The organism is Acidisoma sp. C75 (genome assembly GCF_054665095.1).
This window is the reverse complement of the sequence record NZ_BAAFHD010000001.1, coordinates 338,193-352,984: the sequence shown is the minus strand read 5'-3', so window position 1 is coordinate 352,984 and position 14,792 is coordinate 338,193. Positions and strand designations below refer to the sequence as shown.

General features: G+C 69.0%; 10 protein-coding genes and 1 riboswitch. Of the genes, 1 reads left to right on the top strand and 9 read right to left on the bottom strand.

Annotation, left to right across the window (positions count from 1 at the left end; translation table 11 throughout):
* Positions 1–2: 2 nt before the first annotated feature.
* The 9 genes from thiC to gshB form a co-directional block, all read right to left on the bottom strand.
* The gene (thiC, locus tag ACYQ7X_RS01575) at positions 3–1,889 is read right to left on the bottom strand and encodes a phosphomethylpyrimidine synthase ThiC (RefSeq protein ID WP_459695060.1); all 1,887 of its coding nucleotides are present in this window, start codon (positions 1,887–1,889) and stop codon (positions 3–5) included.
* Between the two features lie 46 nt (positions 1,890–1,935).
* Positions 1,936–2,059, bottom strand: a riboswitch (TPP riboswitch).
* Positions 2,060–2,217: 158 nt separating this feature from the next.
* A complete protein-coding gene (hutU, locus tag ACYQ7X_RS01570) occupies positions 2,218–3,915 on the bottom strand; it encodes a urocanate hydratase (protein ID WP_459695059.1) in 1,698 nt (565 codons plus the stop codon).
* Positions 3,912–5,462 (bottom strand): histidine ammonia-lyase, encoded by a 1,551-nt coding sequence (gene hutH, locus ACYQ7X_RS01565; RefSeq protein WP_459695058.1) that lies wholly within the window; start codon positions 5,460–5,462, stop codon positions 3,912–3,914. The genes hutU and hutH overlap by 4 nt, the downstream gene beginning before the upstream one ends.
* Positions 5,452–6,648, bottom strand: a complete 1,197-nt coding sequence (gene hutI / locus ACYQ7X_RS01560; protein ID WP_459695057.1) for an imidazolonepropionase — start codon at positions 6,646–6,648, stop codon at positions 5,452–5,454. Before hutI ends, hutH begins: the two co-directional genes overlap by 11 nt.
* A gap of 126 nt (positions 6,649–6,774) precedes the next feature.
* Positions 6,775–9,240: a PAS domain-containing protein gene (locus ACYQ7X_RS01555; RefSeq protein WP_459695056.1), complete on the bottom strand. Its 2,466-nt coding sequence runs from the start codon at positions 9,238–9,240 to the stop codon at positions 6,775–6,777.
* A 146-nt stretch (positions 9,241–9,386) separates the two neighbouring features.
* Entirely contained in the window at positions 9,387–10,781 is a 1,395-nt protein-coding gene (locus ACYQ7X_RS01550) for a sugar porter family MFS transporter (protein WP_459695055.1), read from the bottom strand.
* Positions 10,782–10,932: 151 nt separating this feature from the next.
* On the bottom strand, positions 10,933–12,123 hold the full coding sequence (locus ACYQ7X_RS01545; RefSeq protein WP_459695054.1) for a mechanosensitive ion channel family protein: 1,191 nt from the start codon (positions 12,121–12,123) through the stop codon (positions 10,933–10,935).
* Between the two features lie 20 nt (positions 12,124–12,143).
* On the bottom strand, positions 12,144–13,004 hold the full coding sequence (locus ACYQ7X_RS01540) for a lysophospholipid acyltransferase family protein (RefSeq protein ID WP_459695053.1): 861 nt from the start codon (positions 13,002–13,004) through the stop codon (positions 12,144–12,146).
* Positions 13,005–13,016: 12 nt separating this feature from the next.
* Positions 13,017–13,961 carry a glutathione synthase gene (gene gshB, locus ACYQ7X_RS01535; protein WP_459695052.1) on the bottom strand — a complete coding sequence of 315 codons (945 nt, stop codon included), beginning with the start codon at positions 13,959–13,961 and terminating at the stop codon, positions 13,017–13,019.
* A gap of 186 nt (positions 13,962–14,147) precedes the next feature.
* On the opposite strand from gshB, the gene ACYQ7X_RS01530 reads away from it, so the two are divergent.
* Positions 14,148–14,753 carry a hypothetical protein gene (locus ACYQ7X_RS01530; protein ID WP_459695051.1) on the top strand — a complete coding sequence of 202 codons (606 nt, stop codon included), beginning with the start codon at positions 14,148–14,150 and terminating at the stop codon, positions 14,751–14,753.
* Positions 14,754–14,792: the final 39 nt, after the last annotated feature.

Genomic DNA, 14,792 nt, shown 5'->3' with positions numbered 1-14,792 from the left:
TATCAGTCGGACTGGCTCTCAACCTCCGCGCCTGTCGCACCCGCTATCGCGCAGTCGCCGCCCTCATCGCCCTCATCGCCCTCCGGTAGCGCGGGGATATAGAGCGCCTGCCCGCTCTCCCGGAAGCTCGCGCTCATCTCGCGCAGCCCATCCTGGCGGCGCGCTTCCTCGCGGATATCGTGGCTGATCTTCATCGAACAGAATTTCGGCCCGCACATGGAACAGAAATGCGCCGTCTTGTGCGCCTCCTTGGGCAGCGTCGCGTCGTGAAAGGCCCGAGCGGTCTCAGGATCCAGCCCCAGGTTGAACTGATCCTCCCAGCGGAATTCGAACCGCGCGCGGGAGATCGCATCGTCGCGCAGCCTTGCCGCCGGATGCCCCTTGGCGAGGTCCGCCGCATGCGCCGCGAGCTTGTAGGTGATCACGCCGGTTTTCACATCTTCCCGCTCCGGCAGGCCAAGATGCTCCTTCGGCGTCACGTAGCAGAGCATCGCCGTGCCGTACCAGCCGATCATCGCGGCGCCGATCGCCGAGGTGATATGGTCGTAGCCCGGCGCGATATCCGTCGTCAGCGGGCCGAGGGTATAGAAGGGCGCCTCGCCGCAGGTCTCCAGCTGCTTCTCCATATTTGCCTTGATCTTGTGCATCGGCACATGGCCCGGCCCTTCGACCATGACCTGGCAACCCTTGCCCCAGGCGACGCGCGTCAGCTCGCCCAGCGTCTCGAGTTCGGCGAACTGCGCCGCATCGTTCGCATCGGCGTTCGAGCCGGGGCGCAGACCGTCGCCGAGCGAGAAGGAGACATCGTAGCGGCGCATGATGTCGCAAATATCGCCGAAGCGTTCGTAGAGGAAACTCTCGCGGTGATGGCTGAGGCACCACTGCGCCATGATCGAGCCGCCGCGTGAGACGATGCCCGTCACCCGCCGCGCGGTCAGCGGAATATGGGCGAGCCGCACGCCGGCATGGATGGTGAAGTAATCAACCCCCTGCTCCGCCTGCTCGATGAGGGTATCGCGGAATACCTCCCAGTCGAGCTTGGCCGCGTCGCCCCGCACCTTCTCAAGCGCCTGATAGATCGGCACGGTGCCGATCGGCACCGGGGAATTGCGCAGGATCCAGTCCCGGATATTGTGGATGTTGCGGCCGGTTGAGAGATCCATCACCGTATCCGCGCCCCAGCGGATCGCCCAGACGAGCTTCTCCACCTCCTCGGAGACGGAGGACGTGACTGCGGAATTGCCGATATTGGCGTTGATCTTGACGAGGAAATTACGCCCGATCACCATCGGCTCAAGCTCGGGGTGGTTGATGTTGGCGGGCAGGATGGCGCGGCCGGCGGCGATCTCGGCGCGCACGAACTCCGCCGTCACCATCTCGGGGATATGGGCGCCGAAGCTCTCGCCATCCTCGATGCGCGCGCCGGCGCCTTCGGCAGCCGCCACCCGGCCGAGATTTTCCCGATGCGCGGCGAAGATCATCTCCTCGGTGATGATGCCGGCGCGGGCGAATTCATACTGCGTCACCGGCCGCCCCGCCGCGCCGATGAGCACGCGGTGCGCCGCCGGGCAAGGCTGCACCAGCACATCGCCGCTCGCGAAGCCGTTATCCTCCGGCCGCACCGGACGCGCCTCGGCCGCGGCGAGGCCACGGCCGGCAAGCCAGGGCGCGCGCAGCCGGGGCAAGCCTTCATCGAGGGCGATGCGCGCCTGCGCATCGGTATAGGGGCCCGAGGTATCGTAGAGCATGAAGGCAGGCTCGCGCGCCGTCTCGTGCAGATCGACGGCGCGGAACGGCACCCGCACGCCGGCGAGGCCGGGCGGGGCGGAATAGACCTTGCGGGAGCCGGGAATGGCGCCCGTGGTGACATGCGCTGGTTTCGTCGTCATCATCGCAACCCCTTTCTGCCTCGAAGCTTCGGAGAAGGGGCGAATGATCTTCGCAATTGCCCGTCCCTCCGCCGGTGTTAACCGGATCAGGTTCAAAGGGTCCGCCCCGGTGGGCGCTTGGCCCATGGGAAACGTCTCAGCTCTCTCTCAGAGCACCCCTCGGTGCGGGCAAGGCACCATGAAGGCGGGCCGCCTGTCAAGCCGCAGCGGCCGAGGCCGCTGGCGGGCATGGGATTTGCCGGAAGAGGACGGGGCCGCGGCGTCAGCCCCCGCCTCCTGTGGGGAAATCGGCGGGTCAGGCCGCCCCGGCCGCCGGGCGGCGCGGGCGCTACAGCCTTAGGATGCGCGGCAGCCGGAGGCCATGTTCCTTTGCGCAGGCAATCGCATCCTCGTATCCGGCATCGGCATGGCGCCACACGCCCGATGCCGGGTCGTTCCACAGCACGCGTTCGAGCCGCGCCGCCGCCTCCGGGGTGCCATCGGCACAGATCACCACCCCGGCATGCTGGGAGAAGCCCATGCCGACGCCGCCGCCATGATGCAGCGAAACCCAGGTGGCGCCCGATGCCGTATTGACCAGCGCATTGAGCAAAGGCCAGTCGGAGACGGCGTCCGATCCGTCACGCATCGCCTCCGTCTCGCGATTGGGGGAGGCTACGGACCCGCTGTCGAGATGATCGCGGCCGATGACGATGGGGGCTTTCAGCTCCCCGCTCGCCACCATTTCGTTGAAGCGGAGGCCGGCGCGGTGCCGGTCCCCCAGCCCGATCCAGCAGATGCGCGCGGGCAGGCCCTGGAAGGCGATGCGGGCGCGCGCCATATCCAGCCAGCGGTGCAGATGCGCGTTCTCGGGGAACAGCTCCTTCATCGCCTGGTCGGTCTTGTAGATATCCTCGGCATCGCCCGAAAGCGCCACCCAGCGGAAGGGCCCGATGCCGCGGCAGAAGAGCGGGCGGATATAGGCGGGCACGAAGCCCGGAAAGGCGAAAGCCTCGGCGAGGCCCTCATCTTTTGCCACCTGGCGGATATTGTTGCCGTAATCGAGCGTCGGCACCCCCGCCTGCCAGAAGCCAACCATCGCTTCGACATGCGCACGCATCGAAGCGCGTGCCGCCGCCTCCACTTCCCGCGGCGTCGTCTCCTGCCGCGCGCGCCATTCGGCCAGGCTCCAGCCGAGCGGCAGGTAGCCGTGCAGCGGATCATGGGCGGAAGTTTGATCGGTCACAATGTCCGGCCGCCCGTTGGGCAGCGGCTCGCCCGCGCGCATGCGCCGCAGGATCTCGGGGAAGATCTCCGCCGCATTGCCGATGAGGGCGACGGATTTCGCCTCGCCCGCCGCGGTCCATTGCGCGATCATCGCCAGCGCCTCGTCCAGCGTCTGGGCCTTCGCATCGCAATAGCGCGTGCGGATGCGGAAATCGGCGCGCGTCTCGTCACATTCGACGGCGAGGCAGCAGGCGCCGGCCATCACGGCGGCGAGCGGCTGCGCGCCCCCCATGCCGCCCAAGCCCGCGGTGAGGATCCATTTGCCGGTGAGGCTGCCGCCGTAATGCTGGCGCCCGGCCTCGGCAAAGGTCTCGTAGGTGCCCTGCACGATGCCTTGCGTGCCGATATAGATCCAGGAACCCGCCGTCATCTGGCCGTACATCATGAGGCCGCGGCGGTCGAGCTCGTTGAAATGCTGCCAGTTCGCCCAGGCCGGCACGAGGTTCGAATTGGCGATCAGCACGCGCGGGGCATCGCGATGGGTGCGGATGATGGCGATCGGCTTGCCCGATTGCACCACCAGCGTCTCATCCGCTTCGAGCTCCTTGAGGCTCGCGCAGATGGCGTCGAAATCCTCCCAGCTGCGCGCGGCCCTGCCGATACCGCCATAGACCACGAGCTCGTGCGGGTTTTCCGCCACCTCCGGATGCAGGTTGTTCATCAGCATGCGCAAGGGCGCCTCGGTCTGCCAGCTCTTGGCGTTGAGCGTGGTGCCGGTGGGCGGAAAGACATCGCGGATATTGTGGCGCGAATTGGTCATGGCACGCTCCCTTCTGCAAAGACCGGCGGCAGCGCGATGCCGGCCGCCTCCACCAAAGCGCCGGAGGCGACGAGCGCGGAGGCCGCCGCGAGATCGGGCGCCATGTAGCGATCCTCCACCAGCTCCGCCACCTCCCGGCGCAGCCGGCCGATCGCCCGGCTGAGCGGCGGCGCGGTTTCCAGCGGGCGCCGCAGCGCGATTCCTTGCGCCCCCGTCATCGCCTCGATGCCGATGATGTCGAACAGGTTCTGCGTCATCGGCAGCAGCCGGCGGGCGCCGTGGCAGGCCATCGAGACGTGGTCTTCCTGATTGGCCGAGGTCGGCGTCGAATCGATCGAGGCCGGGTGCGCCAGCTGCTTGTTCTCGCTCATCAGCGCGGCCGAGGTCACTTCCGCAATCATCATGCCGGAATTGAGGCCGGGCTTCGGCGTCAGGAAGCCCGGCAGGCCGAAGCTCATCGCCGGGTCCACCAGCATGGCGATGCGGCGCTGGGCGATGGCGCCAATCTCGGCGACCGCGAGCGCGATCTGGTCGGCCGCGAGCGCCACCGGCTCGGCATGGAAATTCCCGCCCGAGACGACATCGCCGTTCGAGAGCACGAGCGGATTGTCGGTCGCCGCATTGGCCTCGATTTCGAGGGTGCGCGCCGCCTGGCGCAGCACGTCGAGGCAGGCGCCGCTGACCTGCGGGTGGCAGCGCAGGCAATAGGGGTCTTGCACCCGCTCGTCATTGTCGAGATGGCTTTGCCGGATGCCCGAACCCTCGAGCAGGGCGCAGAGCGCCGCCGCCACCTCGATCTGCCCGCGATGGCCGCGCAGCGCATGGATTTCCGGGGCGAAGGGCGCGGTCGATCCCATCGCCGCATCGGTGGAAAGCGCGCCCGTCACCAGCGAGGCGGCGAAAGCCCGCCCGGCGCGGAACAGGCCGGTGAGCGCCAGCGCGGTCGAGACCTGCGTGCCGTTGATGAGCGCGAGCCCTTCCTTGGCGGAGAGCGCGACGGGGCTGAGGCCGGCGCGCCGCAGCGCCTCCCCGCCGGGCAGCCGCACGCCCTGATAGGTCGCCTCGCCCTCGCCGATCATCACCGCCGTCATATGCGCAAGCGGCGCGAGATCGCCCGAAGCGCCGACCGATCCCTTCTCCGGGATCATCGGCAGCACGCCCTCCGCCAGCATCGCTTCCATGAGCGTGACGATCGCGAGCCGAACGCCCGAGGCGCCGCGCCCGAGCGAGAGGAGCTTGAGGATCATGACGAGCCGCGTCACCTCCGGGCTCAGCGGCTCGCCCACCCCGCAGCAATGCGACAGGATGAGGTTGCGTTGCAGCTGCGCCACGTCCGCCGCCTCGATGCGGATCGAGGCGAGCTTGCCGAAGCCCGTATTGATGCCATAGACCGCCGCCTCGCCGGCCGCGACCTCGGCAATCCGCGCCGCACTCCGCGCCATCGCCGCATGCGCCGCCGGCGCCAGCGCGACCGCCCCTTCCCGCCCGAAGAGGCGCGCGAGATCGGCGAGCGTCACCGCCCCGGGCGTCAGGATCTCAGGCGTCATCGGTCACTCCTTGAAAGACGCGCGCATGCAGCGGGTTGAGGCCGATGCGGCCGACCAGCTGGGCGATGCTCTCAGCCTCCCAGAGCGCGAAATCGGCCGAAAGCCCGGGCGCGATCCGCCCGGTCTCGCGCTCCAGGCCGAGGGCGCGGGCGGCGTTGATCGTGACACCCTCGAAACACTCGCGCACCGTCATGCGAAACAGCACGGCGGCCATGTTCATCGTCATCAGAAGCGAGGTCATGGGCGAGGTGCCGGGGTTGCAATCGGTCGCGAGTGCCATCGGCACGCCCGCCGCGCGCAGCGCCGCGAGCGGCGGCAGCTGGCTTTCCCGCAGCATGTAGAAAGCGCCGGGCAGCAGCGTCGCGACCGTGCCGGAGGCGGCGAGCGCCGCCACATCCTCGTCATTCGCATATTCGAGGTGATCGACCGAGAGCGCGCCGAAACGCGCGGCGAGCAGGGAGCCGCCGGCGCGCGTCAGCTGTTCAGCATGCAGCTTCACCGGCAGGCCGAGGCGGCGAGCGCAGTCGAAAAGCGGCGCGAGCTCCGCAGGCGAAAAGGCGATGCCTTCGCAAAACCCATCGACCGCATCGACGAGCCCTTCGCCATGGGCGCGGATGAGCCCCTGGATCGCGACGTCCTGGATGTACTCCGCCGCCCGGCCGGCATAATCGGGCGGCAGGGCGTGGGCGGCGAGCCAGGTGGTCACGATCCGCACCCGGCGCAAGGCGCCGAGCCGGCGGGCGGCGCGCAGCATGCGGATCTCGCTCTCGATATCGAGGCCGTAGCCGGATTTGATCTCGACGGTCGAGACGCCTTCAGCCAGCAGCGCGTCGAGCCGGGGCAGGCTGGCGGCCACCAGCCCCTCGACATCGAGCCCCCGCGTCGCCCGCATCGAAGCAGCGATGCCGCCGCCGGCGCGGGCGATCTCGGCATAGCTCACGCCCTCCAGCCGCCGCTCGAACTCGGCCGAACGATCCCCGCCATGGACGAGATGGGTGTGGCAATCGAGGAAGGCGGGGGTAACGAGCCGGCCCGCGCAGTCGATCACCCGGTCCCCGGTTCCGGCAAGGCCCTGGCCCAACGCCAGGATGCGGCCGCCCTGCACCAGGATATCCGCGGCCTCGGGCTCGGTGCCGGCGCCGCCCGCTACCACCCGGCCATTGATCCAGACCTGCCGCTCGGCCATCGCCGCCGCCTCCGGGAACCCGAAAAAAGGGGCGGCACGCCATGCGCCGCCGCGGAATAAGTATAGACAAATACCCGGCAAGGAAAGCCGTTTCGCGCCGGGCGCGGCGCAGGCCGGCCTGCGCAATCAGCCCTCGGCGCGGCCCGCCTTGCTCTCCTGCAGCATCCGCTCCACCCGGCGGACGAGATCGTCCACCCCGAAGGGCTTGGTCAGCACCTCCATCCCCGGCTCGATATGGCCATGGCTCAGCACCGCATTCTCGGCATAGCCGGTAATGAAGAGGATCGGGAGAGCGGGGCGGGAAACCCGCGCCGCATCGGCCAGCTGGCGGCCGTTCAGCCCGCCCGGCAAGCCGACATCGGTGATGAGCAGGTCGATCCGCGCGCCGCTTTCGAAGATGCGCAGCGCGGCCGGCGCGTCCTCCGCCTCGATACAGGCATAGCCGAGATCGCCCAGCGCATCGGCCACCAGTAGCCGCACCGTCGGCTCGTCATCCACCAGCAGCACGGCTTCGCCGCCCTGGCTTTGCCGCGCCGTCGGGCTCGCCTCCAGGGGATCGCGCTCCTCCGCCTCGCCCAGGTGGCGGGGCAGGTAGATGCTCACCGTCGTCCCCTGCCCCACTTCGGAGAAGAGGTGCACATGGCCGTGGGATTGGCGGGCGAAGCCATAGACCATGGAGAGGCCGAGGCCGGTCCCCTCGCCCATCGGCTTGGTGGTGAAGAAAGGATCGAACACCCGGTCGAGGATCGTCTTTTCGATCCCGGCCCCGGTATCCGTCACGCTGATCGTCACATACTGGCCGCGCAGCATGTTGCGCTCCCGCGCCATGCGCTCGTCGAGCCAGCGGTTCTCCGTCTCGATGATGATGCGCCCGCCATGCGGCATGGCGTCGCGCGCATTGATGCAGAGATTGATGATGGCGTTCTCCAGCTGGTTCGCATCGACCAGCGTGGTCCAGAGCCCGCCGGCGGCGACGGTTTCCACCGTAATCGCCGGGCCCACCGTGCGCTGCACCAGCTCCACGAGATCGCCGAGCAGCTTGTTGACGTTGATCGGCCTGGGCGAGAGCGTCTGCCGCCGCGCGAAGGCCAGCAGCCGGTGGGTCAGCGCCGCCGCGCGCCGCGCCGCGCCCTGGCCGGCGGCGAGGTATTTCTCGACCTCCTGGGCGCGGCCCTGGGCGATGCGAATGCCGATCATCTCGAAGGTGCCGGAGATCCCCGCCAGCAGATTGTTGAAATCATGCGCGAGCCCACCGGTGAGCTGCCCCACCGCCTCCATCTTCTGGGCCTGGCGCAGCGCTTCCTCGGCGAGGCGCAGCCGCTCCTGCTCGGCCAGCCGCTCGGTCACGTCATAGGCGAAGAGATAGGCGGCGATGACCGCCCCCGTCTCGTCGCGCAGCGCGTTGAAATGCTCCTCGTAGAAGCGCGCCGCGCCGCCGCCGCTCGCGGCGAATTCCTCGATGGTGACGTAATCCTCGCCCGCCAGCGCCCGTCCCCAGGCCTTGCTGAGGCGGGCGAGAAGCTCCGGCCGGTCGGCGAGCAGATCGTCCAGCCGCGCGCCCACCTGCGGGCGGACGCCGAAGATGCCCTCGAACTCGCGGATGGCGGCGGTGTTGAGGGCGAGGAAGCAGAGGCTGCGATCCACCACATGCACGAAGGCATTGGCCTTCTCCACGATCTCGGCGAGCAGGCTGCGTTCCGCCAGCGCCGCCTGCACCCGCGCCTCCAGCGTCTCGTTCACCCGGCGCAATTCCGCCTCGGCGCGCCTGCGGTCCGTCACATCCTTGAAGAGCACCGCCACCTGGCAGCGGCAGGGCGGCTCGATGCGGAAGGCCGACACGTCGAGCAGCCGGCCGGTCTTGACCAGCTCCTGCTCGAAATGAACGGGCACGCCAGTTTCGAGCACCGGGCGGTAGCGCGCGATCCAGCGATCGGCTTCCGCCGGAACCATCTCCCTCAGCGTCTGGCCGACGACATTCGGGATGCCGGCGTTCACCGCATAGGCCGGATTGGCCTCGATATGGATGTAGTCACTGAGTGGCCCGTGCGGCCCGTCGAAGAATTCGATGACGCAAAAACCCTCATCCATGCTTTCGAAGAGGGTGCGGTAATGCGCCGCTGTCTCGGCGAGGACTGCGGCCGCCTCGTCCGCCCGCTCGTCGGCCTCCACCTGCAGGATAAGGCCGCAGACGCTGCCCGCCTCCTCCCGCACCGGGGTAAGGCTGAGCGTGACACGGGCGAAGAGATTGCTGAACAGGCCGGCCAGCGGCGGCGCGGCCTGCCGGCAGGCTTCACCGCGCAGCGCGCGGGCGGCAAGCCCGCCGATCCATTCCGCGCTTTCACCGAAGACCTCGGCGAGCGGCCGGCCCGCCACCGGCAGGCCGGCGAGGGCGAGGAAGCGCGCATTCGGCGAAACCGACAATGCCTCCCCCGCCGCCAGCAGCGCCGGGCAGGGCAGATCGGCGACCAGTCGTTCCGCGAGGCGAAGGGCTTGCGAGCCTGCGGGCGGCAGGCCCTCGGGCGGCGCGGCGCCCGCTTCCGGCTGCGGGCCAGGCCAGCCACCCGAAGGTGGCGCTGAGGATCGGAGGCTCATCGGGTCCGTTCTGGCCGGGCTTCTAAGCCTCCCATCTTCGGCGCGGGGCTCGGCCGGTCAAGGGACGAGCCGCGCGCGGCCCCGGACTTGACGCAATCGTCATCGCCCGGCGGCTGCGGCAAGGCTGCCCGCAGCCGCCGCAGGCTTCAGGCGCCGAGATCGCGCAGCCGCTTGCCCGCCATCAGATTGGCTTCGATATGTTCCAGCGTCACGCCCTTCGTTTCGGGCACGTAGAAGATCGTGAAGAGGAAGAACAGCGCGTTGAAGGCGGCGTAGATGCCGAAGGTCAGACCCGAGCCCAGGCCGTGCAGCATGGAAAGGAAGGTCGCGCCGACTACGAAATTCGCCACCCAGTTGGTCAGCGTCGAAGCGGCGATGCCGAAATCCCGCCCCTTGGTCGGCTGCACTTCCGAGCACAGCACCCAGATCAGCGGGCCGGCCGACATGGCGAAGCCGGTGATGAACATCAGCAGCATGACGACCGCGAAGATCTGCAGCCCGAGGGTATGCGTGCCCAGGCTGAGCAGGAAGCCGAGCACACCCATGCCGACGAACATGACGACGAAGCCCGTGAGCAGCACCGGCCGGCGGCCCCAGCGATCGACGAAGCCGATGGCGATGAAGGTCGCCAGCACATTGACGAGGCCGACGATCGCCGTGCCCCAGAGCTGCGCATGGCCCTGGAAGCCGGCGGCGCCGAAGATGCTCGGCGCGTAATACATCACGACGTTGATGCCGGTGAGCTGCTGGATGATCTGCAGCACGATGCCGAGGAAGACCGAGCGGCGGAAGTTCTGGTTGTTGCGGAACAGCGACCAGCCGACCTGCGGGCGCTTGAGCTGCTCCTCGATCTCCCGATATTCGGCATCGGCGCGGTGCTTGGCGCCGCGCAGCGCCATCAGCACCGCCCGCGCCTCATGCCCGCGGCCGCGCATCAGCAGCCAGCGCGGGCTGTTCGGCAGCGTCAGCACGCCGAGCAGGAAGAGCACGCCCGGCACCGCGACGATGCCGAGCATCCAGCGCCAGGCGGACCATTGGGCGAGGATCGCATCCGAGATGAAGGCCGCGAGGATGCCGATGGTGATCATCAGCTGATAGGTCGAGATCATCGAGCCGCGCTTCTCGGGCGGCGAGATCTCCGAAATATAGAGCGGCGCCGTGAAGGAGGCGATGCCGATGGCGAGGCCGAGGATGACGCGGGCGACGATGAGCGAGCCGATCGACCAGGCGAAGGCGCAGAAGATCGAACCGGCGACGAAGAGGATGGCGCCGAGGATGAGCGAGACCTTGCGGCCAAGCCGGAAGGAGAGCACGCCGGCCGAGGCGGCGCCGATCGCCGCGCCCGCCATCATGAAGCTGACGATCAGCTCCTTCTCGGCGTTATTGGCGTGGAATTCCTTGCCGATGAAACCGAGCGCGCCCGAGATCACCCCGATATCGAGCCCGAACATGAGGCCGGCCAAGGCGGCCAGGCCGCCGGTAAAGAAGCTGCGATCCCCCTCGGGTCTCACTGCCGTCACGTGCTGCGCTGATCCGCTCATCTGGATGTTCCCGTGCCAAGGTTCCTCGGGGAAGCGGGCGCGGGCGCCCGGCGTGCCGCCGCACCGCCGAAAGCGCCTTGCGCCGCGATTCTCTGCTGCCTTTAGAGACCAAATGCGCCGCGCGGTCGATCCCCGGCGATCGGCATGATGCCTATCGCGCCTCAGGGCTTGCCGCGGCCGGTGCCACCACCACCCCATCCGGCCGCGGCGCCCAGGCGGCCTCTTCCATCAGGATGCGCGTATGCGGCAGCGCATAGGGGTGCTCGGCCTGCAGGAAGGCGATCATCTTCTCCCGCACCTCGCAGCGCAGATCCCAGGTCTGCGGGGCGGAGCGGGCGCTGACGAGGCAGCGCACCTCGATCACCTGCGCCTTCGCATCGCTCACCTGGAGGTTGACGACCCGCCCGTCGCAGAGCGGGCTCGCGGCGGCGATCTCGCTGAGCTTGTCGCGCAGCGCCTGCACCGGGGCTCGCCAGTCGAGATAGAGATAGACCGCGCCGATGAGGGCGGCCGATTCGCGCGTCCAGTTCTGGAAGGGCTTTTCCAGGAAATAGGAGATCGGCAGCACCATGCGCCGCCAGTCCCAGATGCGGACGACGACATAGGTGCTGGTGATCTCCTCGATCCACCCCCACTCGCCTTCGACGATGACCGCGTCTTCCAGCCGGATCGGCTGGGTGATGGCGATCTGCACGCCGGCGATGAGGTTGGTGAGCAGCGGGCGCGCGGCAAGCCCGAGCACGAGCGAGGCGGCGCCGGCGGAGGCGAAGAGGCTGATGCCGTATTGCCGCACCGCGCTGAAGGTCATCAGCGCGATGCCGACGGTGATGACGCCGATGAGGATATCCCCTGCCCGCTTGAGGATGCGCACCTGCGTCAGATGCTTGCGGGCGAGGAGATTGTCCTCGGTATCGGTGCGGAAGCGGCCGAGATAGAGGGAGGCGAGGATCTCGATCGCGCGGATCGCCGTCCACCCCACCAGCAGCACGAAGGCGACGAGGAGGAGATGCGCGATCGTGAGGGTGACGGAGGCCGAGAAGCTCAGCGAGGGCAGCACCGCGCCCATGAAGAACAGCACATAGGCGAGCCGGCTCGGCGCGCGGGTATTCTCGACGAAGAGTTCGAAGAAGCTGCGCACCCGCCGCGGCGGCGAGAAGCGATTGAAGAGGCGGAGCGTCAGCCAGTGCAGGGCGAGGCCGAGGCAGGCGGCGAGCGCCAGCACGAGCGTGCTCCACACCCCGCCCGGCAACCAGGCGGGCGCGAGGCCGAGGCTCTGGTTCAGCACGTGGCGGAGCTGGTCCTCTGCCTGCGGGATGGATGAACTGGTGGCGCTGTGATCCATCAAGCCTCCTCTGCCGGCCGCTACACGCCCGCGCGCGCGGCCTCCCGGTTGCGGCGAAGCTCGGCCGCCGATCCCGCGATCTCCACCCAGGCACGCTGGGTGATGCGCTTGCGGCCGCCCGCGCCGCGCGGGTCGATCGGCGGATGCAGCATGATCGTCACCCGCAGGCGGTGGCAGCGCGCGATGCGGTTGAAATGGCCGGCGAGGCTCATATCGCCGAACCAGGCGAAGAGCGCGCGATCCTCCCGCCGGACGGGCAGGGATTCGTAGCCGTCATAGACGATCGTCACCGGCTGCAGGAGAAGCGGCGGCCCGGCCTCGGCCACCGCGAGCAGGCTGGAGCGGAAGGGCAGCACGCGCGCGCCATCCGATGTCGTGCCCTCGGGGAAGAGCACGAGATTGTCTCCGACCGCCAGGCGCCGCTTGATCTCGGCTGCCTCCTGCGCCGCCGTCGCGGCCCGCCGGGTCACGAAGATCGTGCGGCCGAGGCGGGCGACCATGGAGATGATCGGCCAGCGGCCGACCTCACCCTTGGCGATGAAGCAGGCCGGCAGGCGGGCGCCGAGGGCGGGGATATCCATCCAGGAGGAGTGGTTGCTGATGAAGACGATCGGCAGGCCGCGCGCCATCGGCGCCCCGGTGAGGCGCACGGAAAGGCCGAGGCAGCGGCAGAGGCCGGCCCAGTAGAGTTGCGGCATGACGACCTTGGCGCGCCCCGGCAGGGCGAGGAAGACCGCCTGGAAGCCGGCGCAGAAAAGCGTCCAGACCAGGCAGGAGGCCAGCCGCCCGGCCACGCGCAAGCCCCCCGGCAGCCGCGGCAGGCGTGGCCAGGCACCATCCAGCGGCACCGGCTCACGGCGGCTCGGCTCTTTCCGCGCCATGCCTCTCTGCCTTCAGCGCCGGGCTTCGATCCGGTCCCAGATCCGCTCCTCGATGCGGATACCGTCGAAGCGGGCGATCTCCTGCAGGCCGGTCGGCGATGTCACGTTGATTTCGGTCAGGTAATCGCCGATCACGTCGATGCCCACGAAAATCAGCCCATGATCGCGCAGATAAGGGCCGATACGGGCGCAGATCTCGCGCTCCCGCGCCGTCATCGTGGTCTTTTCCGCCCGCCCGCCGACATGCATGTTGGAGCGCGCATCCCCCTGCGCCGGCACGCGGTTGACGGCACCGGCCGCCTCGCCATCCACCAGGATGATGCGCTTGTCCCCCTGGCGCACGGCCGGCTCGTAGCGCTGGATCATCAGCGGCTCGGTGGTGCGCGAGAAGTGGCTGTCGAGGATCGAGCCGAAATTCTCGTCATCCTCCCGCAGCCGGAAGACGCCGATGCCACCATTGCCGAAGAGCGGCTTGATGATGATGTCGCGGTATTCGGCACGAAACTCCGCGATCGCGGCACGATCCCAGGTGATGAGGGTGGGCGGCATGAGATCGGGGAACTGGGTGACGAGCAGCTTCTCCGGCGCGTTGCGCACGGCGCCAGGATCGTTCACCACCAGCGTCTTGGGGTGGATGTGCTCCAGCATGTGGGTGGCGGTGATATAGGCCATGTCGAAGGGCGGATCCTGGCGCATCAGCACCACGTCCATCGTCGCCAGATCGATCTCCTCCGGTGCGCCGAAGGTGAAGTGCCGCCCCTGCTCGCGGCGGACGGAGACGGGATGGGCACGCGCGGTCAGCCTGCGGCCGCGCAGCGCCATCTGGCGCACCTCGTAGTGCCACAGCCGATGGCCGCGCTTCTCGGCCTCCAGCATCAGGGCGAAGGTGGAATCGGCATCGATATTGACGCTGTGCATCGGGTCCATCTGGACCGCGACGCGAAGCTCGCTCGGCATCACGCACGTCTCCCGGCGGGATAAGGAGAGCGAACCATAATCGCCGCCGCGCGTGCCGCAAAGGGGCGCGGAAACCGCCCCCCGGCGGCGGGCGGCTCCGCCGATCGGGCGAAGCAGCGGGGCGTTACCCTGCCGGCAAGGAATGGCGGGCCATCATCGGCACATCGGAGCGGGGCGGAGGCGGCGATGCGGCGGGAAGGATCGGGTCCAGGGCGGAAGGCCCGTGCTTGGGCGAATGGCAGGCGGCCAGGCCTCCTCCGGGCCGAGGCAGCCCGCGCGGCGGGTTCCGCCCAGGGCCTGCTCTCGGCCGCCCTCATGCTGGCGGGCGCGCTGCTGCTCTGCCCCTCCGCCCGCGCGCAATATGCCGATCCGGCGCCGGCGGCGCCCGCCGCGCCGGCAGCACCCAGCGCACCCGCGGCACCCGCGGCTCCCCCGGCGCCCGGCATGCCATTCCAAGCTGTCCCCGGCCAAGGCATGCAGGGCCAGCCGATGCAAGGCCAGTATATGCAGGGCCAGAACATGCAGGGTCAGCCGATGCAGGGCCAGGGCATGGCCGCACCGCCGCCCGGCCTGCCGCTCTATATGGCAGGCCCGCCCGGCGCGCCGCCGCTGATCGTGCCACAGCAGCCGATGGACCCGCGCCAATTCTGCTATTTCGGCGGCCAGCCCTATTCGATCGGCGCGCCCTATCCGGGCAATAGCCTGGGGCCCAACGGCCGGGCGATGCGCTGCCGGCCTTCGGACCAGCCGGTCAACGGCTATTTCATGATGGAATGGAGCGACCAGAACTGAGGCCATGCGGCCGCCGGGCATCCGCGGCCGCATGATGCT